The 21,702-nt window shown below is 69.0% G+C and carries 19 protein-coding genes; 17 read left to right on the top strand and 2 right to left on the bottom strand.

Annotation, left to right across the window (positions count from 1 at the left end):
- Nucleotides 1–26 precede the first annotated feature (26 nt).
- From C998_RS0104445 to C998_RS0104405, 9 genes are all read left to right on the top strand, one after another.
- Nucleotides 27–494 carry a response regulator gene (locus C998_RS0104445; RefSeq protein WP_018869654.1) on the top strand — a complete coding sequence of 156 codons (468 nt, stop codon included), beginning with the start codon at nt 27–29 and terminating at the stop codon, nt 492–494.
- The gene (locus tag C998_RS0104440; RefSeq protein WP_018869653.1) at nt 491–1,792 is read left to right on the top strand and encodes a diguanylate cyclase; all 1,302 of its coding nucleotides are present in this window, start codon (nt 491–493) and stop codon (nt 1,790–1,792) included. The genes C998_RS0104445 and C998_RS0104440 overlap by 4 nt, the downstream gene beginning before the upstream one ends.
- 53 nt (nt 1,793–1,845) lie before the next feature.
- Nucleotides 1,846–2,322 carry a Fur family transcriptional regulator gene (locus tag C998_RS0104435; RefSeq protein WP_018869652.1) on the top strand — a complete coding sequence of 159 codons (477 nt, stop codon included), beginning with the start codon at nt 1,846–1,848 and terminating at the stop codon, nt 2,320–2,322.
- A gap of 25 nt (nt 2,323–2,347) precedes the next feature.
- Nucleotides 2,348–2,872 (top strand): DNA-deoxyinosine glycosylase, encoded by a 525-nt coding sequence (locus tag C998_RS0104430; RefSeq protein WP_018869651.1) that lies wholly within the window; start codon nt 2,348–2,350, stop codon nt 2,870–2,872.
- A 363-nt stretch (nt 2,873–3,235) separates the two neighbouring features.
- On the top strand, nt 3,236–4,549 hold the full coding sequence (locus tag C998_RS0104425) for a hypothetical protein (protein ID WP_018869650.1): 1,314 nt from the start codon (nt 3,236–3,238) through the stop codon (nt 4,547–4,549).
- 70 nt (nt 4,550–4,619) lie between these two features.
- Entirely contained in the window at nt 4,620–5,552 is a 933-nt protein-coding gene (locus C998_RS0104420) for a metal ABC transporter substrate-binding protein (protein WP_018869649.1), read from the top strand.
- 9 nt (nt 5,553–5,561) lie between these two features.
- The gene (locus C998_RS0104415; protein ID WP_018869648.1) at nt 5,562–6,170 is read left to right on the top strand and encodes an ABC transporter ATP-binding protein; all 609 of its coding nucleotides are present in this window, start codon (nt 5,562–5,564) and stop codon (nt 6,168–6,170) included.
- Entirely contained in the window at nt 6,163–6,939 is a 777-nt protein-coding gene (locus C998_RS0104410; protein WP_018869647.1) for a hypothetical protein, read from the top strand. The genes C998_RS0104415 and C998_RS0104410 overlap by 8 nt, the downstream gene beginning before the upstream one ends.
- 36 nt (nt 6,940–6,975) lie before the next feature.
- Nucleotides 6,976–7,836 (top strand): class I SAM-dependent methyltransferase, encoded by an 861-nt coding sequence (locus tag C998_RS0104405; protein WP_018869646.1) that lies wholly within the window; start codon nt 6,976–6,978, stop codon nt 7,834–7,836.
- A 15-nt stretch (nt 7,837–7,851) separates the two neighbouring features.
- Here the strand turns inward: C998_RS0104405 and folE2 are convergent, their stop codons facing one another.
- Nucleotides 7,852–8,766, bottom strand: coding sequence for a GTP cyclohydrolase FolE2 (gene folE2, locus C998_RS0104400; RefSeq protein WP_018869645.1), 915 nt, complete (start codon nt 8,764–8,766; stop codon nt 7,852–7,854).
- A 77-nt stretch (nt 8,767–8,843) separates the two neighbouring features.
- Between folE2 and dksA the strand changes: the two genes are divergently transcribed.
- The 6 genes from dksA (at nt 8,844) to C998_RS0104370 (ending at nt 16,970) form a co-directional block, all read left to right on the top strand.
- The gene (dksA, locus tag C998_RS0104395; RefSeq protein WP_018869644.1) at nt 8,844–9,272 is read left to right on the top strand and encodes an RNA polymerase-binding protein DksA; all 429 of its coding nucleotides are present in this window, start codon (nt 8,844–8,846) and stop codon (nt 9,270–9,272) included.
- Between the two features lie 28 nt (nt 9,273–9,300).
- Nucleotides 9,301–10,560: a zinc metallochaperone GTPase ZigA gene (gene zigA, locus C998_RS0104390; RefSeq protein ID WP_018869643.1), complete on the top strand. Its 1,260-nt coding sequence runs from the start codon at nt 9,301–9,303 to the stop codon at nt 10,558–10,560.
- A complete protein-coding gene (locus C998_RS0104385; protein WP_018869642.1) occupies nt 10,557–11,195 on the top strand; it encodes a DUF1826 domain-containing protein in 639 nt (212 codons plus the stop codon). The genes zigA and C998_RS0104385 overlap by 4 nt, the downstream gene beginning before the upstream one ends.
- A 109-nt stretch (nt 11,196–11,304) precedes the next feature.
- Complete coding sequence (locus C998_RS14425; protein WP_018869641.1) at nt 11,305–11,691, top strand: hypothetical protein; 387 nt, start codon at nt 11,305–11,307, stop codon at nt 11,689–11,691.
- Nucleotides 11,651–13,942 (top strand): bifunctional diguanylate cyclase/phosphodiesterase, encoded by a 2,292-nt coding sequence (locus C998_RS0104375; protein WP_018869640.1) that lies wholly within the window; start codon nt 11,651–11,653, stop codon nt 13,940–13,942. The genes C998_RS14425 and C998_RS0104375 overlap by 41 nt, the downstream gene beginning before the upstream one ends.
- 76 nt (nt 13,943–14,018) lie before the next feature.
- Entirely contained in the window at nt 14,019–16,970 is a 2,952-nt protein-coding gene (locus tag C998_RS0104370; protein ID WP_018869639.1) for a PAS domain S-box protein, read from the top strand.
- Nucleotides 16,971–16,978: 8 nt separating this feature from the next.
- Here C998_RS0104370 and C998_RS0104365 read toward each other — a convergent pair whose 3' ends face one another.
- Nucleotides 16,979–17,902, bottom strand: coding sequence for a histone deacetylase family protein (locus C998_RS0104365; protein WP_018869638.1), 924 nt, complete (start codon nt 17,900–17,902; stop codon nt 16,979–16,981).
- 60 nt (nt 17,903–17,962) lie between these two features.
- Between C998_RS0104365 and C998_RS0104360 the strand changes: the two genes are divergently transcribed.
- Nucleotides 17,963–20,644, top strand: a complete 2,682-nt coding sequence (locus tag C998_RS0104360; RefSeq protein WP_018869637.1) for a bifunctional acetate--CoA ligase family protein/GNAT family N-acetyltransferase — start codon at nt 17,963–17,965, stop codon at nt 20,642–20,644.
- 20 nt (nt 20,645–20,664) lie between these two features.
- The gene (locus C998_RS0104355) at nt 20,665–21,630 is read left to right on the top strand and encodes a YafY family protein (RefSeq protein WP_018869636.1); all 966 of its coding nucleotides are present in this window, start codon (nt 20,665–20,667) and stop codon (nt 21,628–21,630) included.
- Nucleotides 21,631–21,702 lie beyond the last annotated feature (72 nt).

Here is a 21,702-nt window from a genome sequence, read left to right as displayed (position 1 = left end):
GAATTGCCAGCACCGGACCGTAACCGATGAAACCCGTCACCATCCTCCTGGCCGAAGACTCGCCGGAAGACGTCGAGCTCCTGCAGGAGGCCTTCGAGCACCATCAATTCTCGGCCGACCTGCGCCCGGTACGCGACGGGGTGGAGGCCATGGCCTATCTGCGCGGCGAAGGTCCGTACGCCGACGCGCCGCAAGCCGAGCTGCTGCTGCTGGATCTCAACATGCCCCGCATGGACGGCCGTCAGGTGCTGAGCGCGGTCAAGAACGATCCGCAGCTGCAGACCCTGCCGATCGTGGTCCTGACCACCTCCTCGGCACCGGACGACGTCGTGCATTCGTACACCCATCGGGCCAATGCCTTCCTGACCAAGCCGGTGGATTTCGACGAATTCCTCGAACTGATCCGGTGTCTGGGCGATTTCTGGATCGACAGCGTCTGCCTGCCTTCGCGCGCGGGCCTGCCCCCGTCGGACCCGTCCCGGATGTGCCCATGACCCGGCATCGGCTCCTGCTGGTCGAGGACAACCCGGCCGACGCCGACCTGGTCGAGGACCTGCTGGAGGAAGTCGCCGACCCGGGGTACACGGTGGAACGCGCCGGCCGCCTGGATCAGGCCCTGCAGCTGCTGAAGGAGCGTCCCTTCAGCGTTGCCCTGCTGGACCTGGGACTGCCCGACTCCCAGGGCCTGGACACCCTGCGCCTGCTGCTGAAGGCGAGCGCCGGCGTGCCGGTGGTGGTCATGACCGGCCACCAGGAACGTGGCACCGGCACCGGGGCGATTCGCCTGGGGGCCCAGGATTTCCTGCCCAAGGACGAGCTGCAGCCCGACCTGCTGTCGCGCGCCCTGCGCTATGCCATGGAGCGCTACCGCAGCCAGCGCGAACTGCGCCTGATGGCCGCCGCCTTCGACAGCGCCCAGGCGATCCTGGTCACCGGCCCCGACGGCCGGATCCTGCGCACCAACCCGGCCTTTACCCGCATTACCGGATACGCCGAGGAGGAGGTCCTGGGCGAAAACCCGCGCATCCTGCAGTCCGGTCATCAGGACCTGGAGTTCTACCACCGCATGTGGAAGGAGCTGCAGACCCGCGGGCAATGGGAAGGTGAAATCTGGAACCGCCGGCGCGACGGGACGGTGTATCCCCAGTGGGAGACCATCAGCGCGGTGCACAACGAGGCCGGCCAGCTCGAATACTACGTTGCGGTGTTCCACGACATCTCGGAGCAGAAGCGCCTGGAGGCGGAACTGGAACGGGAGGCGACGACTGACCGCCTGACCGGCCTGTTCAACCGCCAGCGTTTCGATGCCGAGCTGGAGCGCGCCCTCGCCCGCACCCGGCGCTACGGAAACGACGCGGGCGCCATCCTGTTCGACATCGACCATTTCAAGCGTCTCAACGATACCTGCGGCCACGACGCCGGCGACCGCGTACTGGTCGAGCTGTCGCGCCGGACGACCGACGCCCTGCGCCGGACCGATTTCCTTGCCCGCTGGGGCGGCGAGGAGTTCGTCGTGCTGCTGCCGGAAACCGGCCCCGACGGCGCCCGGCGGATGGCGGAGCGGCTGCGCCGCGAAGTGGCCGCCACGGCGTTCGAGGGGGCGGGGCGCGTGACCGTCAGCCTCGGGGTCACCGTCATCCACCCGGACGACGATGCCGATGCCCTGCTCAAGCGGCTGGACAACGCGCTCTATGATGCCAAGCACGTGGGCCGCAACAGCGTGGTCTATCATCATCGCGATCCCGGGGAAGACGCCGACGCCGAGGCCCCTCCGCTGTCGCTGCTGCAGTAAGCGCTCCGGACCGTGTTCGCCCCCGCGCGTGCATATGGATTAAGCTTGGCGGCATGACCACGGCCACCCGCCAGCACACCACCGACGACGCCGCGATCCAGCAGGCCCTGGACGAGGCCGAGCGGGTCTGCACCCGGCGCGGCGCGCGCCTGACCGAGCAGCGCCGCCGCATCCTCGAACAGATCCTGCGCACCGACGGCGTGATCAAGGCCTACGACCTGATCCACGCGCTGTCGTCCGAGGACCGCAGCATCAAGCCGCCGACGGTCTACCGTACCCTCGCCTTCCTGCTGGAGCAGGGCCTGATCCACCGCATCGAGAGCCTTAACGGCTTCGTCGCCTGCAGCCACCCCGGGGAACGCCACGAATCCGCGCTGATGATCTGCGACGGCTGCGGCCGCATCATCGAATTTCACACCCCGGATACCGCCAGCCATGCCCTGGAGGCCGCCGCGGCCGAGACCGGCTTCGCCATCGAAACCCGCACGGTGGAACTCCACGGCCTGTGCCGCGACTGTCAGTCGCTCTGACCTTTCGGCCCGAAGTGCTCCGGGGATGACCGTGCCGCTTTCCAGTCCGGAGTTGCAGGCGTTCGAGCCCGTGCTGCGCGCGGATACCCGGGCCGTCGTGCTGGGCAGCTTCCCCGGGGTCGCCTCGCTGGAGGCGGCCGCCTATTACGCCCATCCGCGCAACCAGTTCTGGCCGATCATGGCGCGCATCCTCGGACCGCCGTTCCCGGAACTGTCCTGGCCGGAGCGCTACGCTCGCCTGCTCGACTGCGGGGTCGGGCTGTGGGACATCTACGGCGCCTGCGCACGCGAGGGCAGTCTGGACAGCGCCATCCGCAATCCGCAGCCCAACGATCTCGGCCGGCTGATACGCGAGGCCCCGGGCCTGCGCCTGATCGTCCACAACGGCGCGGAGAGCGCCCGCCGCATCCGCGAGACCCGGGCGCTGGGCGTGACCGCGGTGCGCCTCCCCTCCACCAGCCCGGCCAATGCCCGACTGGGCGTCGAGGCCAAGCTTGAACGCTGGGCCGAGGCCTTCCGCGAGGCCGGGCTGGGCGCCCCGGCGCCCTGAGCCCCGGCAACCCGCCGCCCCGCTGGGTCGATGAACCGCGCCATTGGAATCGGCCACGTTGACACCCAAACGCGGATGCATATAATTCTCACTTAGATGCGCGATTGTTGTCGGACTCTGGCGTGTCGCCGGGACCGGGGCCTCTTCGCCCCCCTGTCTCTCCAACCTCCGCTACGCTTGGCCGCCCGCTGTAACGGGCGGCTCCTTTTTTCCGTTCTCCCTCCCGGCATTGCCCCCACCGGGGTGACGGCCCCTTGTACCGCTCTATTGTTACATTATATCGTTCTTGCGCTCGTTCGTTACGCTATAACGTCTTAATAGCGATGTACGGAGGCAATCAGTGTTCACAAGGGGAGAAAAGACATGCTGAACGCGCGACACCATCGCAACGCCCTCACGGGCCTGACCGTTCTGGCCTGCGCCACGCCGGCCCTGGCCGCCGCCCAGGCCCAGGACGACTCGGGATCGGACTGGGGCATGGACATCTCGCTGATCCTGGAAGGGGTCTACTACAACGAGATGAGCGAAGGGGTTCACGAGCCCGCCGGATTCGACGACGGGCACGACCATGGCCACGGCCATGATCACGACCACGACCACTCCTTCGACGACGGCTTCAACCTCGGCCACAACGAACTGGTGTTCGAGGCCGACCTGGGCGGCCTGCTGGACGGCACCCTGATGATCGGCTTCGACGACAGCGACATCGAGGTCGAGGAGGCCTATCTGACCACCCGCTCCCTGCCGGCCGGCCTCCAGCTGAAGGCGGGCAAGTTCCTGTCGGATATCGGCTACATCAACAGCCGCCACGTCCACGACTGGGATTTCGTCGACCGCCCGCTGGTAAACGAATACCTGTTCGGCGACCACGGCCTGCAGGAAATCGGCGTTCAGGGGACCTGGGTCGCGCCGACGGAGACCTACACCCAGCTGGGCGTGGAGCTCCTGCAGGGCGACAACAGCTTTATCCCCTACGAGGGGAGCGGCGGCTCTCACACCGATGGGGACGACACGATCCACTCGTCATTTTCCGATGTATCCGGTCCCCGCATGGTTACCGCGTTCGCCAAGGTCGGCCCGGACCTGGGGCCGGATCATGCGGCTCAGTTCGGCGTCTCCGGGGGCTATGCCAACACGTGGCAACAGGAAACCGAACATGGTTCGGGTCTCGAGGAGTGGGATGGTGATGCATGGTTCGCCGGCCTGGACGCGGTGTACAAGTACAGTTCCGGGCGCGCCTACGGTCACGGCGACTGGCGGGTTCAGGGCGAATATTTCTACCGTGAGGTCGACCTCGATTATCAGCGCCGACAGTTTGATACCACCCATGAACGCCATGGCATCGAGGGTAGCGGCAAGTCCAGGCAGGACGGCCTCTACGTCCAGGGCGTGTACGGCTTCGCTCCCCGCTGGGAGGCCGGTCTGCGGACCGAGGCGCTGGGTCTGACCAATGACGGCCGCATCGAGCGTGATGACCTCGATACAGCCATCCCGTCCTTCGACACCTCGTACCGCCATTCGGCCCAGGTCACCTTCCGGCCGGTGGAGCCGGTGTTCCTGCGCGCGCAGCTCACGCAGAACGACTTCGTCGACGATCATGGCGACCGCGATCGCGGCCTGGAATTCATGTTCCAGGTGAACGTGGCGCTGGGCGCGCACGGCGCGCACCGCTTCTGATCGACCCCTCAAGGAGCGCGAGGCCCCGCCACGGGCCTCGCGCAAAACCTGCATTTTTCAAGGAGTATCCATGAAAAACCGCAAGACCCCGCAGCAACGTCCGGCCATCGGGCTCTCCGCCCTGACCGGCGCCGCACTCGCCACCGCACTGTTCCTGCCCGCTCAGGCCTCCGCGGACGAGCTCAACGTGGTCGCCACGACCTCCAGCCTGGGAGCGCTTGCGCGTGAAATCGGCGGCGACGAAACCCGCGTGCGTGTCCTGGCGGCGCCCGACCGAGACGCCCACTATCTGGATGCCCGGCCCAGCTTCATGGCCGCCCTGCGCAACGCCGACCTGCTGCTGGAGCTGGGCGCCGGGCTGGAAGAAGGCTGGCTGCCGGCCGCCACCCGCGGCGCGTCCAACCCGGCCATCAACGAGGGGCAGCCCGGCCATTTCTATGCCGCCGGCAAGGTCGATCTGCGCCGCTCCATCACCCAGGACGGGCCCAACATGGGCCACGTCCATGAAGAGGGCAATCCGCATTTCAATGTCGATCCCCTGCGCATGGCGGAAGTCGGCCTGGCCCTGGGCGAGCGGCTCGCGGAGCTCGACTCCGCCAATGCGGACGTCTACCGCGAGCGCGCGGAAGAGACCGCGCAGCGGCTGCGCGAGCATGCCGAAGACCTCGCCGGCGAACTGGCCCCCGACCAGAACATCGTGGTCTATCACGAAGACCTCGACTATCTCGAGGAATGGCTGCCCGCCACGGTCGTCGGCTACCTCGAACCGGCACCGGGTATCCCGCCCACCGGTCGCCACCTGCAGAGCCTGGTCGGCGAGCTGGAAGGCATGGACGGTCACGTGCTGTACGCCGAGTTCCAGCCGCCGCGCGGGGCCGAATTCCTCGAGCGCGAACTCGGCTGGGACAGCCACGCCGTACCGCTGGATCCGCCCCAGGACGCCGGCCTGGACGGCTACCTCGAGCTGATGGAAACCTGGGCATCCACCTTCCGCACCCGCTAGGCTGCGCGGATGTCCGACTCCCCCGTCATCGAGGCCCGGGCCGCGCGCCCGGGCTTTGACCGCCCCGTCCTCGGGCCGCTCAGTCTTGCGGTCCCGGGCGGGGCACGCTGGGCGCTCACCGGCCCCAACGGGTCCGGCAAGTCGCTGCTGCTCAAATGCCTGACGGGGCAGGCGCGGGTGCACGGGGGGCGGCTGACCACCGCTCCCGGCACCCGCATCAGCCTGCTGGCCCAGGATCATCCGCGCCCGTACCCATGGCCCCTTTCCGGACACGACTGGTTCCGGGCCATGGGTACGCGCGTGCCCGAACACCCTCGCATCCGGGCGCTGCTGCGCCGGCGTCTGGATCAACTCAGCGGCGGCCAGTGGCAGCTCCTGCGCCTGGCCTCCGTACTGGCGCCCGTGGAGGCCGGCGCCGACACCGGCCGTCCCCACCTGGTGCTGCTGGACGAACCCGCCAACCACCTGGATGCCGAGGTCCGCGCGGCCGCGGTGGAACTGATCACCGCCCTGCCCGCGAGCGCCACTCTGGTCATGACCAGCCACGACGACGAACTGCTGGGCACCCTCGGCGTCGAACGCCACCCCCTGCAGGACTACCTCGACGCCCATGACTGACCTGCTGCTGACGCCTTTCGTGGCGGGATTCCTGATCACGCTGGTGCTGGCGCTGGCGGGCAGCGGCCTGTTCCTGCGCGGCTCGGTCTGGCAGGCGCTGGCGCTGGGCCAGTGGGCCGCCGCCGGTGGCGTGCTGGCCTCGGTCCTGCACTGGCCGGTGCTGCCGGTCGCGCTGGCCCTGGGGGCCGGGGTGATGGCGCTGCTGCAGCGGGTACGCGATACCGAGCGCCTGCCGCTGGCGCTGTTCCTGGGCGGGCTGGCCGCGGTCACCCTGCTGGCGGCCAATTTCTCGCAGGCAAGCATCGCGGCGGCCGCCTGGGCCGAGGGACAGCTGTATTTCGCCGGCCCGGGCGAGCTGGGCGCGGTGGTCGTCGCCGGGGTGGCCAGCGCAGTGCTGTGGCCGTGGCTGCGCCGGGTCTGGCTGCATGCCCAGCTCGCCCCGGACGTTCCCGCCGCGCCGGCACCCCCGACGGTCGCGCGCTGGCTGGAGACCGCATGGCTGGTTGCCGTGATCGTACTCGGGAGCATGGTGCTGGGCATGCCCGCGGCGCTGGCCACCCTGCTGCTGCCGGCCTGGGGGGCGGCCTTTCTGGCCCGCGGCCTGACCGGGGCGCTGCTGTGGACCCAGGGCCTGGCGATTGCGGGCTTCCTGGTCGCGTGGAGCCTCAGCCTGCCACTGGATCAACCCTTTGCACCGGTGCTGGTGGTCGTGCTGCTGCTTCTGGCTCTGCTGGCCCGGGCGGGCGCCGCCCTGCGGCGCACACACTGATTCTCCGATCTCCCTCTGCAACCAAGGAATGCAACCATGAGCGAAAAGCCGCAGGGCTCGGGTACGAGCTCGCCAATCTTTCAGGCCATCGAGCAGATGCAGGGATCGCTGCCCTGGGGCAGCTTTCTCGATGCCGGGACCGGCCGCAAGTCCATCGAGTGGATCACCGCGCTCGACACCGAACGCTGGACCGCCATCACCGCCTCGCAGAACATGGCGCGCACGGTGCAGGAGGCCGCGGGCGACCGGCGCCGGCCACAGGACCGCGTGCTGGTGGGCAACTGGCACTCCGAACACCTGCTGTACGGCGAGCGCTTCGACACCGTACTGCTGGACTACTTCATCGGTGCCATCGAGGGCTTCTCTCCCTACTGGCAGGAACAGGCCCTGCACCGTATCCGGCCGCATGTCGGCCAGCGGCTGTACATCATCGGCGTGGAACCCTACGTGCCCAGCGAACCCGACACCGAGGCCGGACGCCTGGTGCGCGAGATCGGCCGTGTCCGCGATGCCTGCCTGCTGCTCAGCGGCAGCATGCCGTACCGCGAGTATCCCTCCCCCTGGGTGCTCCGCCAGCTGGGCCAGGCGGGCTTCCGGGTGATGGAGACGCGCTACTTCCCGATCCGCTACCGCGAACGCTTCGTGAACGGACAGCTCGACCTCGCGCTGCGCCAGCTGGATCATTTCACCGATCCGGGGACCGCCGAGTCCATGCGCGGCTACATCGAGCAGCTGCGCGCCCGCGCCCTGCCGATCGCCCGGCAGAAGGAAGGACTCAAGTACGGCGCCGACTATCTGATCTCGGCGGAGCCCATGGCCGACCGTCACCGCAGCTTCGAGGACCCGCTGCAGCGCTTCTACGGTCAGGCCGGAGAACAGGCCGGAGAACAGGAATAGCCCTGCTGCCCGGCCTCAGGCCCCGCGCGGCGGCCGCTCGACCCGCGCCACCGCATCGTGCGCATGCAGGCTCTCCTCGTGGCGCACGTGGATGCGGTAACCGCGCGCCCCGAACGGGGCCTCCAGGGCCTCGTCGAGTCGCCGCGCGGCATCCTCGCAGAACATCGGGTTCGCACCGTTGGCCACCGCAAACGCCTGCTCGTCGGCGCGCTTGACCGCGGTCTGCAGCGCGGTGCCCAGCGCCTGCTCGACCCGATCGACCAGAAAGCGGAACGGAAAGGTCTCGGCATCCGGCCGCAGGCCCACCTCCACCCACGCCCGGCTGCGCTGGCTGTGCGGTGTCGCCATGATGCCCGCCTCGCTGCCCAGCCATTCACGCAGCCGGTCCGGATCCGGCGGCGCCGTCCCGAAGTCCTGATCATAGCGTTCCTGGATGGCCTGGCGGGCGAGTGCCGCCGAGCAGGGACAGGTCGAGGAATACCCGATCTCGATCCCGAGACGGATCTGCGTACCGCGGTCGTCCTTTTCCGTATCCACGCGAAACGGATACGCCTTCCAGCCCGCCAGGGGGCTGACCATGGCCGGCCGTTCCAGCAGTGCCTCGCCCTCCAGCGAGAGCGCGGCGCGCCCCGACAGATCTTCGTGCGACTCGAGGAACGCATCCAGCACGTGGTCCAGCCGCGCGCAGTCCAGCTCGCGGTGGATCAGCATGCGCAGGGCCAGGTAGAGCCGCGACATGTGGATGCCGCGGGCCTTCGGATCGTCCAGGCTGACCCCGGCATCGGCGCGCGCGGCGACCGGCTGCCCGGCCACCTGCAGGGGCAGTGCGATGCGCTCCATGCCCACCCAGTCGAGGCTCGAGGCGCGGCGCGATGTCCCCGTCGCCACGTCCGGCAGGTCGGTGCTCCGGTGCTCGCTGTATGCGTCCATCGTTTCTCCCGCAAGAGTTCGGGTCATCGGCCCGGGGCCGTTGTGACCGTGGGTCAGTAACGTTATATTGTAACGCCATGAGCGAGACGATCCATAACACCCCCCGCACCGAAGACGAGCTCCTCGCGATGCCCGAGGAGGCTTACATGAACCCGCAGCAGCTCGAGTTCTTCCGCGCACGCCTGCAGGCCATGCGTGAACAGGTCCTCGACGATATCGAGCAGGTGCGCACCGATCTGCGCCAGAGCAGTCAGGCCGCGGACGAACTGGACCGCGCCAGCGAAGAGGAAAACCGCCAGCTCGAACTGCGGATTCGGGGACGCGAGAACCGGCTGCTGAAGAAGATCGACGAGGCCCTCTATCGCATCGAGACCGGCGATTACGGCTTCTGCGAGCAGACCGGGGACCCCATCGGCCTGCCCCGACTCCTGGCCCGCCCCACCGCCACGCTGAGCGTGGAGGCCAAGGAGCGCATGGAAGCGACCGAACATCTGTTCCATGAGTGACATCCAACACAATCCCCGGGAGCCCGCCATGACCGAACGTCTGCCCGTTACCGTCCTTTCCGGATTCCTCGGCGCCGGCAAGACCACCGTCCTCAATCACCTGCTGCACAATCAGGAAGGGCTCAAGGTCGCCGTGATCGTCAACGACATGAGCGAGATCAACATCGACGGCGCGCTGGTGCGAGGCGACCACGTCGACCACGGTGATCAGGGCGGCGTCTCGCGCACCGACGCCCGCACCGTGGAGATGAGCAACGGTTGCATCTGCTGCACCCTGCGCGACGACCTGCTGGTGGAGGTACGCCGCCTGGCCGAATCCGGCCAGTACGATTACCTGCTGATCGAGTCCACGGGCATCTCCGAGCCGATGCCGGTGGCCAGCACCTTCGCCTTCCGCGACGAGAACGATGCCTCGCTGGATGACGTCGCGCGCCTCGACACCATGGTCACGGTGGTGGACACCGCCTCCCTGCTGCAGGACTACGCCTCCACCGACGACCTGAGCGACCGCGGCGAATCGCTGGGCGAGGATGACGAACGCACCGTCGTGGACCTGCTGGTCGACCAGATCGAGTTCGCCGACGTCATCCTGCTGAACAAGATCGACCGCGCCACCGACGAGCAGCGCCGCCAGGCGCATCGGGTCGTACGGGCCCTGAACCGCGAGGCCCGGGTGCTGGAAATCACGCACGGGCGCACGGACCCGCGCGAACTGCTCGGCACCGGACGCTTCGACTTCGACCGTGCGGCACAGGCCCCCGGGTGGGCGCGGGAGCTGATGGGTGACCACACCCCCGAAACCGAGGAGTACGGTATCCACAGTTTCGTCTACCGGGCGACCCGGCCGTTCCACCCCGGGCGTTTCTTCGACCTGCTCCATCAGGAATGGCCCGGCGTGATCCGCAGCAAGGGCTGGTTCTGGCTGGCGTCGCGACCGGACTGGGTGGGCACGCTGTCGCAGGCCGGCGGCGCGCTGACCCATCACGCCGCCGGCTTCTGGTGGGCCTCGGTGCCTCCGGAACGCCGGCCGGTGGACGCCGACTGGTGGCAGGACCACGTCGCGCCCCACTGGGACGAACGCTACGGCGACCGCCGCCAGGAGATCGTGGTGATCGGCATCGACATGGATCCCGACACCATCCGCCAGCCCCTGGACGCCTGCCTGCTGGACGACGACGAGCTGGCCGCGGGAGCCGACGCCTGGCGCGAGTATCGCGACCCCTTCCCCGAGTGGCGGCTGCAGAACGGCGCGGAAGAGACCGAAGAAGAAACCGAGGTGATCTCGTGAGCACCCGTCCCCGCACCCGCGCGACCGCAGCGTCCCGGCATCGTTTCATTGACCGGGCCGCCGAGCTGCACGGGATCCGGCGCGAGGACGTCAACGCCCTGATCTGGCGTCGTACGGAAACGGAGGAGCTGCGGCTTCAGGCACAGACCCTGGCGGAGCAGAGCCCCGGACTGAAACTCGATCTCCGGGGCCGGCCGGACCAGATCCGCACCGGCATGCTGGAGGCGGCGGGAACGCGGCCGTTCGACATCCATCACCTGGCCCTCGACATCGAACACCTGGCGCGCAACTTCGCGGTGGTCACCCGGCGCGTGATCCTGCGCGTCCAACTGGAGGTGCTGGACGAACAACCCTGCCCGCTGTTCCACGTGGACCAGCTGGAGCTGCGCATGCTGTGCAGCTATACCGGCCCCGGCACCGAATACGTGGACGACCGCCACGTCGACCGCAGCCGCCTGGGCTGCGGCGACAACGACGGCGTGCTCGCCGGCCATGCCCCCCTGCGGATCGCCCGCGGGCACGCGATCCTGATGAAGGGCGAACGCTTCCCCGGCGGCGCCGGACAGGCCGCGGTGCACCGTTCCCCGCAGCCGGCCGCGGGCGACCCGCGGCTCGTCCTGCGCCTGGACGCCTGAAGGAAACGCCGGCCCCGGGAAGACGAGACATCCGTCACTTGACGGAAGCCGCCGGAACGACGACTATTGAATGCGAACGAGTCGCATTTACTTCAAGAAGGAGTTCCACATGCTGACCCTCGATGCCTGGCTGGAATGCCCGTCCCCCCGCGTCCGCATCCTCGACCGTGACTCGCGCCGGGTGGTCGCCGAATGGCAGGGCCGGGAGCTCGCCGACCTCATGGAATCCGGACGACTGTGCCCGGAAGACTGCCGCGGGCGCCCCGGTGCCGATCCCGAACACGAGATCATCCGTGAGCTGCTGCTGGAATCCTGTCTCGGTGACCTGACCGTGGCCCGCCGCACCGCGGCTCCCGTCGGCGGTGCCCCGGACTGCCACAAGCGGCCGGTGGGAAAACCCGCCCTGCGGTGCGTACACTCTACCCGGAGGAATCAGCGGGAATTGGAGCAGCACCATGAACACGGACGAATTCGAGATCTTCCCCTGGGGCGATGAATTCCTGACCCGCATCCCCGAGGTGGACCGCCAGCATCATTACCTGGTGGACCTCATCAACCGCCTGGCCCGCACGGTGCTGGAGGGCACCGACGAGGCCACGGCCGACGGGATCGTGGCGGAACTGCGCGACTACGCGCGTTACCACTTCGAGACCGAGGAAGGCATCTGGGCGCGGGCGTTTCAGGATGACGAGTGGTTCGCCCGCCACTGCCAGGCCCACGCGGGGTTCATCGACGAACTGGACCGCATCGCCGCCCTGGAGGGCCCCGAGGAGTACCGCCTGCAGCCCCTGCTGGAGTTCCTGGTCCGCTGGCTGACCCTGCACATCCTGCGCAGCGACAAGCAGATGGCCGCCGCCATCAACGCACTGGAAGCCGGGGTCGGGGTGGCCGAGGCGCGCGAACGGGCCGCGCGGCATTTCCGCGAACAGTCACCGTCCAGCCTGGAATCCCTCCTCAACACCTACGTACATATCGAGCGCCAGGTCTCGCAGTTCGCCAAACAGCTCGCCTCGCGCGGGCAGGAAGAGGCCGAGAACCGCTTTCGCACCCTGTTCGACTGCTTCATCCACCCCCTGCTGATCCTGGATGCCGAAGACGGCAGCATACTCGACGCCAACCCCGCCGCCTGCAGGATGACCGGCCACGCGGAGGACGAGCTGAAGCAGCGGCCCATCACCGATCTGCACCCGGACGACGAACGCGAGCGGATTGCCGCGCACCTGACGGCACCGCCCGAGGCCCCCGCCGGGCACGAGAACCCGCCACTGTACAGCCGGGTGCGCACCGCCACGCAGCGCGACGTCCCGGTCCGCATCACCCGCGGCGGCGAACTCCGGGATCACGGCCGCAGGCTGCGCGTCGCCTTCTACGAGGACATGACCCGCGAGCTGGAACACCGCCGCGAACTGGAATGGCGTTCGTTCAATGATCCGCTGACGGGCCTGCCCAACCGGGCCGGGATCATGCAGGCGCTGGAGCAGGTCACCACCGAGCACGACGATACGGCCCTGGCCCTGATATCCATCGACGTGGACGACTTTGGTGCTCTCAACAACCGCCTGGGCACGGCGGCCGGGGACCGGATCCTGGCCGAACTGAGCCGCCGCTGGCGCGAACGTCTGAACGACGATGCCCTGCTCGGACGCCGCGGCGGCGACGATTTCATCCTGGTGCTGCGCAGCTCCGGGGCGATCGAACGCCTGGAAGAGATCATGGGTACCGTGATCGAGGCCGGGCATCACCTGCCGGTGTCCGACAAGGGACCGGCCGGCGCCAGCGAGAACGTCTCGGTCAGCGCGGGGATCTCGATCCGCCCGCCACGCAGCGGCCTCGACCCGGAAACGGTCCTGCGCCAGGCCGACCATGCGCTGTACGAGTCCAAGCTGCGCCGCGACCGGGCCTGGGAATATTTCGACCATGGCCAGTACCAGCGGGTGGCCAGCCGGCATCGCACCATCAACGCATTCCGCCAGGCGATGCATCGCAACGAACTGAGCGTGGAATACCAGCCCAAGGTGAACATGCGCACCGGCACCATCCTGGGCGTTGAGGCCCTGGTGCGCTGGCGGCATCCGGATCACGGCCTGCTGACGCCGGGCGAGTTCCTGCCGACCATTGAAAACGACCCGGTCTCCATCGAGCTGGGCGAGTACATGCTGGAGGAGGCGATGCGCCAGATGGAGGCCTGGCGCGCGGCCGGCCGTCATCTGCCGGTCAGCGTCAACATCGGCGCCCTGCAGCTGGAGAGCGGCGACCTGCCACGGCGTCTGGAAAACATCCTGGATCGCCATCCGGACATCCCGCGCGGCGACCTCGAGATCGAGGTGCTGGAAAGCACCGCCTTCGACAACGCCGCGGCGGCGGAGGCGAACATGCGTGCGGTCCGCGAACTGGGCGTGTCCATGAGCATCGACGACTTCGGCACCGGCTACTCGTCGCTGACCTACATCAAGCGCGTGCCCGCCAACGCGCTGAAGATGGACCGCAGCTATGTCCGCGACATGCTGGAGGACGCCGATGACCGGGCGATCATCGAGGCGGTGGTGGGCCTGGCCCGGGCGTTCGACCGCCTGGTCCTGGCCGAGGGCGTGGAAACGGTCGAACAGGGGCGCATCCTGATCGGCATGGGCTGCGAGAACGGCCAGGGCTATGCCATCGCCCGCCCGCTGCCGCCGGACGCGCTGGAGGGCTGGCTGGAACACTGGACACCCCCGACGGAGTGGTCCGCCGCACCCGCCCCGGCCTGAGCTCGGGCACCGTCGCTGTATTCGCCGACAGGCAGCGGTTATCCTGCAGACCGTGAACCATGCACGGAAGGAACCGATGCCGCTCCGAGCGTCCGAGATCCCCCGCCCCGAGGAGTCCCCTCGCCTCAGCGTTCTGCTGATCGAGGACAACATGGGTGATGCGGCCCTGGTACGGGATCTGCTGACAATCCCGACCGGGACCACGCGGTTCGACACCACACACTGCGGCCGGCTGCAGGAGGCCCGGGAGCACCTGGCACGCGACGCCACCGCGGTCGACGCGGTCCTGCTGGACCTGAACCTGCCCGATTCGGACCCGGACGACACCCTGGAGCGGGTGCTGTCGACGACCCGCGAGGTCCCCGTGGTGGTCCTCACCGGCGACGACCATGCGGCCACCGGGGCGCACGCCATCGAGGCGGGGGCCGAGGATTTCCTCAGCAAGAACCGGCTGGGCGAAGACCTGCTCCAGCGCAGCCTGGTCTACGCCGTGACCCGCCACCGCGCACGCCGCGAACTGGCGCAGCAGGAGGCGCTGTACCGCAGCCTGGTGGACGACCACCCGCATCTGGTCACCCGCTACCTCCCGGATACCACGCTTCTGCATGCCAACCGCGCGATGCTGGAATTCCAGGGACGCACGTCGGAGGAGGTCCTGGGCCAGCGCTGGCTGGACTGGACCCCGGAGGCGGACGTCGCTCGGGTCCGCGCGCATCTGGACAGCTTCACCCCGGAACGGCCGGTGGGACATTTCGAGAACACCCTGCCGCGGGCCGACGGCGAGCTGCGCACCATCATGTGGAGCAACCGGGCGTTCTTCGACGCGGACGGCCGGATCACCGCGTTTCAGGGGGTGGGGATCGACGTGACCGAGCAGCGCGAGGCCGAGCGCGGCCGCGAACGCCTGATCCAGATCCTCGAGGCTACGCCGGACTTCGTCTCCATGGCCGATGCCGACGGCAGCATCCACTACGTGAACCGCGGCGGCAAGGAGATGCTGGGCCTGCCGGGCGCGGAAGGTGGCGCGGCCCCGGAGCAGGATCGCGATTACTTCTCCGGAGAGCGCGCCGGCGAGTGGCTTCACCCCGAATGGGCCACGCGCCGACTGCAGCGGGAAGGGCTCCCGACCGCCCGCCGCACCGGTTTCTGGGAAGGCGAGTCCGCGCTGCTGGATGTCGACGGCCACGAGATACCCGTGTCGCAGAGGATCATTGCGCACTTCGATGGCGACGGCGAGCCCGAGTACTACTCCACCATCATCCGCGACATCCGCCCGGAGAAGGCGCGCGAGGCCCTGGAGCAGCGCCGGCAGAACGCGCTGCAGGAGCTGCACCGGATCACCAGCACCGCGGACACCGAAGACGCCGGCAAGCTGCGCGCGCTGCTGGAACTCGGCCTGCGCGAATTCGCCATGGACCACGGCCGCCTGGTGCGGGTGGACGACGGCAGCCGGCGCATCCTGGAGGCCGCCGGCGAGTGGCCGGAGGGCCCGCGGGAAGCCGGAGAAACGGGTGCCACCTTCTGCGACAACGCCCTCGCGGAAACCGGCCCGGTGGGTTTCCATGCCCCGGAGGCCCGGACCGACGGCTGCAGCATCTCGGACACGCCCGCGGCCGGCGCATGTTTCGGCATGCCGGTGCACGTGAACGGCGAACTGCGCGCGGTGCTGAGCTTTGTCGCGCGGCGACCGCGCGAAGCCTTCGTGCCCTTCGAGCGCGACCTGATCAACCTGATGGCGCAGTGGATCGGACATGAACTGACCCGGCGCGAACAGCGCCTGGCGCTGGAACGCGAGCGCAACCTGTTCATGGCCGGCCCGACGCTGATCTTTGCCTGGGACAATGCCCCGGGCTGGCCCATCCAGTATGTCTCGCCCAACGTACGCGAGATCCTGGGCTACGACCCGCAGGAACTGGCCGGCGAACGCACGCCGCACAACGACCTGGTCCATCCCGACGACCGCAAACGCCTGGACCGGGAAGTGCTGGCGCACACCGAAGACCGCAGCGCGAACTTCCAGCACAGCCCCTACCGCATGCGCCACCGTGATGGCGGGTGGCGCTGGATGCTCGACTTCACCACCATCGAACGCGATGAATTCGGGGCGGTTGATCACTATCACGGCTACCTGGTCGACATCACCGAACGCCGCGAACTGGAGGAAGAGCTGGAACTGCTGGCGGCGACCTTCCGCGCCAGCCATGCGATCTTCATCACCGACGCCGACGGGCGAATCCTGCGGGCCAACCCGGCGTTCGAGGAGATCACCGGTTACAGCGCGGCGGAGTCGATCGGCGCCAACCCGCGGGAACTGCTGAAATCGGGCGAGCACGACCGGTCTTTCTATTCCGACCTGTTCGGCCGCCTCGACGAGCAGGGCCACTGGGAAGGCGAGGTCTGGGACCGGCGCAAGGACGGGACGCGGATCCCCCTGTACATGTCCATCACCGCGCTGCGATCCGGGGACGACGGACCGGTGGAACACTACGTGGCGGTGTTCCACGACATCTCGCGGCAGAAACACCTGGAGGCGGAGCTGGAACGCCAGGCCCTGCACGACCGCCTGACCGGCGTGCCCAACCGGCGTCACCTGGAGAGCCTGCTGGAACAGGAGGCCCACCGCACCGACCGCCACGGTGATTCGTTCTCGATCCTGCTGCTGGACCTGGACCGGTTCAAGGACGTGAACGACACCTTCGGCCACGACGTGGGCGACGAGGTGCTGCAGACCCTGGTGCGGGTCCTTCAGGACCGCCTGCGCAAGTCCGATGTAGTGGGCCGCTGGGGCGGCGAGGAATTCATGATCCTGCTGCCGGCCACCGAACTGCCCCGTGCGCGCAAGGTCGCCGAAACCCTGCGCTCGCGGGTCGGGAAGGCAGTCTTCCCGGGCCCCGGCCATATCACCGTCAGCATCGGGGTATCGGAGCACCAGCCGGGGGAACCGCTGAAGGACACCTTCAAGCGCGCCGATGAGGCCCTGTACGAGGCCAAGCGTCGCGGCCGCAACCGCGTGGCCGCGCACGAATAGCGTCGGGGTTACAGCCCTCCGAGCTCGCGCATGTGAGCCACCGCGCTGCGCCCCAGCGCGTGCAGGGCATACCCCCCTTCCAGCATGGAGACCACCCGCCCCTGCGCGTGGCGCTCGGCCAGCTCCACGATGCGCGCGCTGATCCAGGCGTAGTCGTCTTCGCTCAGGGCCAGGCGCGAGAGCTCGTCCTCGCGGTGGGCGTCGAAACCGGCCGACACCAGCACCAGCTCCGGGGCGAACGCATCCCACTGCTCGAACCAGGCCGCGGCCACCGCCTCGCGCCACTGTCCGCCGGACGAGCCGCCGGGCACGGGCACGTTGAGGCAGTTGTCGCCCAGTGGCGTTACGCCCGACCCGGGGTAGGCGGGATGTTCGAACGACGACGCGAACAGGATGGACGGATCCCCGGCCACCAGCGCCTCGGTGCCGTCGCCGTGATGCACGTCAAAGTCCACGATGGCGATGCGCCGGATACCGTGGCGGGCCTGCGCGTGCCGCGCGGCGATCACCACGTTGTTGAACAGGCAGAACCCCGCGGCGCGGTCGGCGCGCGCATGGTGCCCCGGCGGACGCACCGCGCAGAACGCACGGCGGTTCTCCGCACCCATCACCCAGTCGACGGCCGTCATGCCCGCGCCCGCCGCCAGCAGGGCCGCCTCGTGGCTGCCGGGGGACAGCGCGGTGTCGCCGTCGAGCATGACCCGCTCGCCCGCCGGCACATGCCGCAGCACCTGTGCCACGTGGGCCTCGGTATGAACCCGCAGCAGGTCGGCGCGTCCGGCCGGCAGCGCCTCGCGATGCAGGATCCACGGGTCCAGCCCGCCGGCCACCAGCTGGTCGCGGATCGCGGTCAGCCGCTCGGGACACTCCGGATGCCCGGGCCCGTTGTCGTGTTCCAGCCCGGCATCGGGAGATAAAAAGGCAAGATTCATGTTATGAAGGCCCCTCCGGGCAGCACCAATTCATCGGATCCACCACAGCAGGAAGCATGCATGGGCACCCATATCCTCGACAAGATCTTCAATCCCCGCGGCGTCGCCGTGTTCGGCGCCACCGAGCGCGAGGGGGCCGTGGGCCAGACTGTCCTGGCCAACCTGCTGACCGCCGGATACGAAGGCACGCTGGTCCCGGTCAATCCCAAGCATGACACGGTGCAGGGGCTGCCCTGCGTCCCCGAACTGCGCCCCGGCGAGCACCGCGTGGACCTGGCGCTGATCGCCACGCCCGCGCGGGCCGTGCCCGCCATCCTGCGCAACTGTGGCGAGGCGGGGCTGCACGGCGCCGTCATCCTGTCGGCCGGCTTCGGCGAGGCCGGGCGCGAGGGCCAGCGCCTGCAGCAGGAATGCGTGGAAATCGCGCAGCGCTACCGCATGCGCCTGATCGGCCCCAACTGCCTCGGCATCATGCGCCCGCGGATCGGGCTCAACGCGACCTTCAGCCACAACCAGGCGCTGCCCGGAAAGCTGGGGCTGGTCTCCAGCTCGGGCGCGCTGGTCACCGCGGTGCTGGACTGGGCACAGTCCACCGGCATTGGCTTTTCCGGGGTGGCCTCCACCGGCGACGCCGCCGACGTCGACTTCGGCGAGCTGCTGGACTACCTCGCGGTCGACCCCGAGACCCAGGGCATCCTGCTCTACGTCGAGGGCATCCGCCACACCCGGCGTTTCCTCTCCGGGCTGCGCGCGGCCGCCCGCATGAAACCCGTGGTGGTACTGAAATCGGCGCGCCACGCGGCCACCGCCCAGGCGGCGGCCACCCACACCGGCGCGATGATGGGCTCCGACGCAGTCTTCGATGCCGCGCTGGAACGCGCCGGCGTGGTCCGCGTGGAGCGCGTCTCGCAGTGGTTCTCCGCGGCGCACATCCTGGCGCAGGGCATGCGCCTGCGCGGCGAGAACCTGGCGATCCTGACCAACGGCGGCGGGCCCGGGGTGATGGCCGTGGACCGTGCCGCCGACCTCGGCCTGGAACTGGCCAGCCTGGCGGACAAGAACATGGACGCGCTGAACGACCTGCTCCCCGGCCACTGGTCGCACGGCAACCCGATCGACATCCTCGGCGACGCCACCGCCGAACGCTACGGCGAGGCGCTGCGCATCACGCTGGCCGACCCCGGCGTAGATATGGCGGTGGTACTGCTGACCCCGCAGGCCATGACCGACCCGGACGCCTGCGCCGAGGCCGTGATCGAACAGGCGCGCAACAGCCGCAAGCCGGTGCTGGCCTGCTGGATGGGCGACCCGCTGGTGGCCAGCGCGCGCCGGCGCTTCGACGAGGCCGGGATCCCGCAGTACCGCACGCCCGAAGCGGCGATCGAGACCTTCGCCTGGCTGATCCGGCACCGCCACAACCAGCGCATGCTGCTGCAGACCCCGGGCCCGCTGTGCGACGAGACCCCGTCCGACATCGAGGGCGCCCACCTGATCCTGCAGAACGCCCGCAACGACGGCCGCAAAGTTCTCAGCATCCGCGAGTCCAAGGCCGTGCTGGCCGCCTTCCACATCCCCACCAACCCCAGCATCCTCGCGCGCGACCCGGCCGACGCGATGCTGGCCGCCGAGACCCTGGGCTTCCCGGTGGCGCTCAAGATCAGCGCAACCGGGATCAGCCACAAGAGCGACTTCGGCGGCGTACGCCTCAACCTGCGCAGCGTGCAGACCGTGCGCCAGCAGACCCAGGAGATGCTGGACCAGATCCGCGAGCACTTCCCCGACGCCGACGTCGAAGGCGTCACCGTGGAACGCATGTCCGAGGTCGGCCACGCCCGCGAACTCCTCGTCGGGATCTCGCGCGACCCGGTGTTCGGCCCGGTGATCGCCTTTGGCCTGGGCGGCACCGCGGTGGAAGTCATCGGCGACCAGGCCATCGCCCTGCCGCCGCTGAACCAGTCACTGACCGAACGCCTGGTGGACCAGACCCGCGCCGCGCGCACCCTGGGCGAGTTCCGTGGCGCCCCGCCGGTACCGCGCGAGGCTGTCGAGCAGGTCCTGCTGCGGGTCTCGGAGATGGCCTGCGAACTGCCCGAGCTGGCCTCGCTGGACATCAACCCGCTGCAGGCCGGCGAGCACGGCGTCATGGCCGTGGACGCCCGTATCGAACTGGCGGACCCCGGGCACGACACCCGCCATTACGCCCACATGGCCATCCACCCGTATCCCGGGCACGTGGCGCACACCGTCACCACCCGCGACGGCCACGAGCTGGAACTGCGGCCGATCCGCCCCGAAGACGCCGCCATCGAACAGGCCTTCGTGCGCAGCCTGTCGGAAAAGACCCGCTACCTGCGGTTCATGCGCTCGCTGGACGAACTCACGCCCGAAATGCTGGTGCGCTTCACCCAGATCGACTACGACCGCGAGATGGCCTTCATCGCCGTGGATCACGCCGACGGTCAGGAAGTCCAGGTGGGCGTGGCCCGCTATACCACCGAGCCCGACGGCGAGAGCGCCGAATTCGCCGTGGTCGTCAGCGACGCCTGGCAGGGCCGCGGCGTGGGCTCCCTGCTGATGGAAGCCATCGTCGACTCCGCCCGGCGCAACGGCCTGCGCGAACTGTTCGGCGAGGTCCTGCGCCACAACGACGGCATGCTCGCCCTCGCCCGCCGCCACGGCTTCCAGCGCGAGATCCTCACCTCCGACGACGAGATCATCCGCGTCAGCCGCCGGCTGCACTGATCCGCCGCCCGATCCGCCCCATGAACCGCGCCGAACGCATCTTCCACCTGCATCGCCGGCTCAAGGAAAGCCGCCAGCCGCCCTCGCTGGCGCAGCTGGTGGAGCAGCTCGGAGTGTCGCGCGCCACCCTCAAGCGCGACATCGAATACATGCGCGACTTCATGCAGGCGCCCATCGAGTACGACGCGCAGGCCAACGGCTACCGCTACGACCCCGACGCCCCGGCCTTCGAACTGCCCGGGCTGTGGTTCAACGAATCCGAGCTGCTCGCCCTGCTGACCATCGAACAGCTGCTGGAAGACATGCAGCCGGGCCTGCTCGCCCCCGTCATCGGCCCGATGAAGACCCGCATCCGCCGCCTGCTGGAGACCGGCGGCCAGGACTCCACCGAACTCCGCCGGCGCATCCAGATCCAGCCCCAGGCCCATCGCACCAGCGCTGCCGACACCTTCCGCGTCGCCGCCGAAGCCACCCTCGCCGGCCACCCGCTGGACATCGACTACCACGGCCGCGCCCGCGACAGCGCCACCCGGCGCCGCATCCACCCGCAGCGCCTGCTCTACTACCGCGACAACTGGTACCTGATCGCCTGGTGCGAAAACGCCCAAGCCCTGCGCACCTTCGCCCTGGAACGCATCCGCGCCGCCACCCCCGTGCAGGACGCCCCCCTGCGCGAAGAAGCCGATGCCGACCTCGACCGCCACATCGGCGCCGCCTTCGGCATCTTCACCGGCCCCGCCAGCGAATGGGCCGTACTGCGCTTCACCCCCGAACACGCCCGCTGGGTCGCCGACGAAACCTGGCACCCCGACCAGATCGGCCAGTACCGCGGCGACACCTGGGAACTGCAGATCCCCTACTCCGACCCCACCGAACTGATCCAGGAAATCCTGCGCCACGGCCCCGGCGTGGAAGTCATCGCCCCCGAATCCCTGCGCCAGCGCGTCGCCGAAACCCTGCGCGAGGCCGCCACCCGTTACGCCTGAACCTCCCTCGCCACACCACCCCCGTGCGGGGTGGCTCACTGTGTGAGCCACCGCCTGTGGTGGGATACGGGT

It is taken from the genome of Thioalkalivibrio sp. ALgr3 (assembly GCF_000377325.1).
Lineage (GTDB): Bacteria > Pseudomonadota > Gammaproteobacteria > Ectothiorhodospirales > Ectothiorhodospiraceae > Thioalkalivibrio.
The sequence above is the reverse complement of the archived record's forward strand: the minus strand, read 5'-3'. Positions and strand labels throughout refer to the sequence as shown.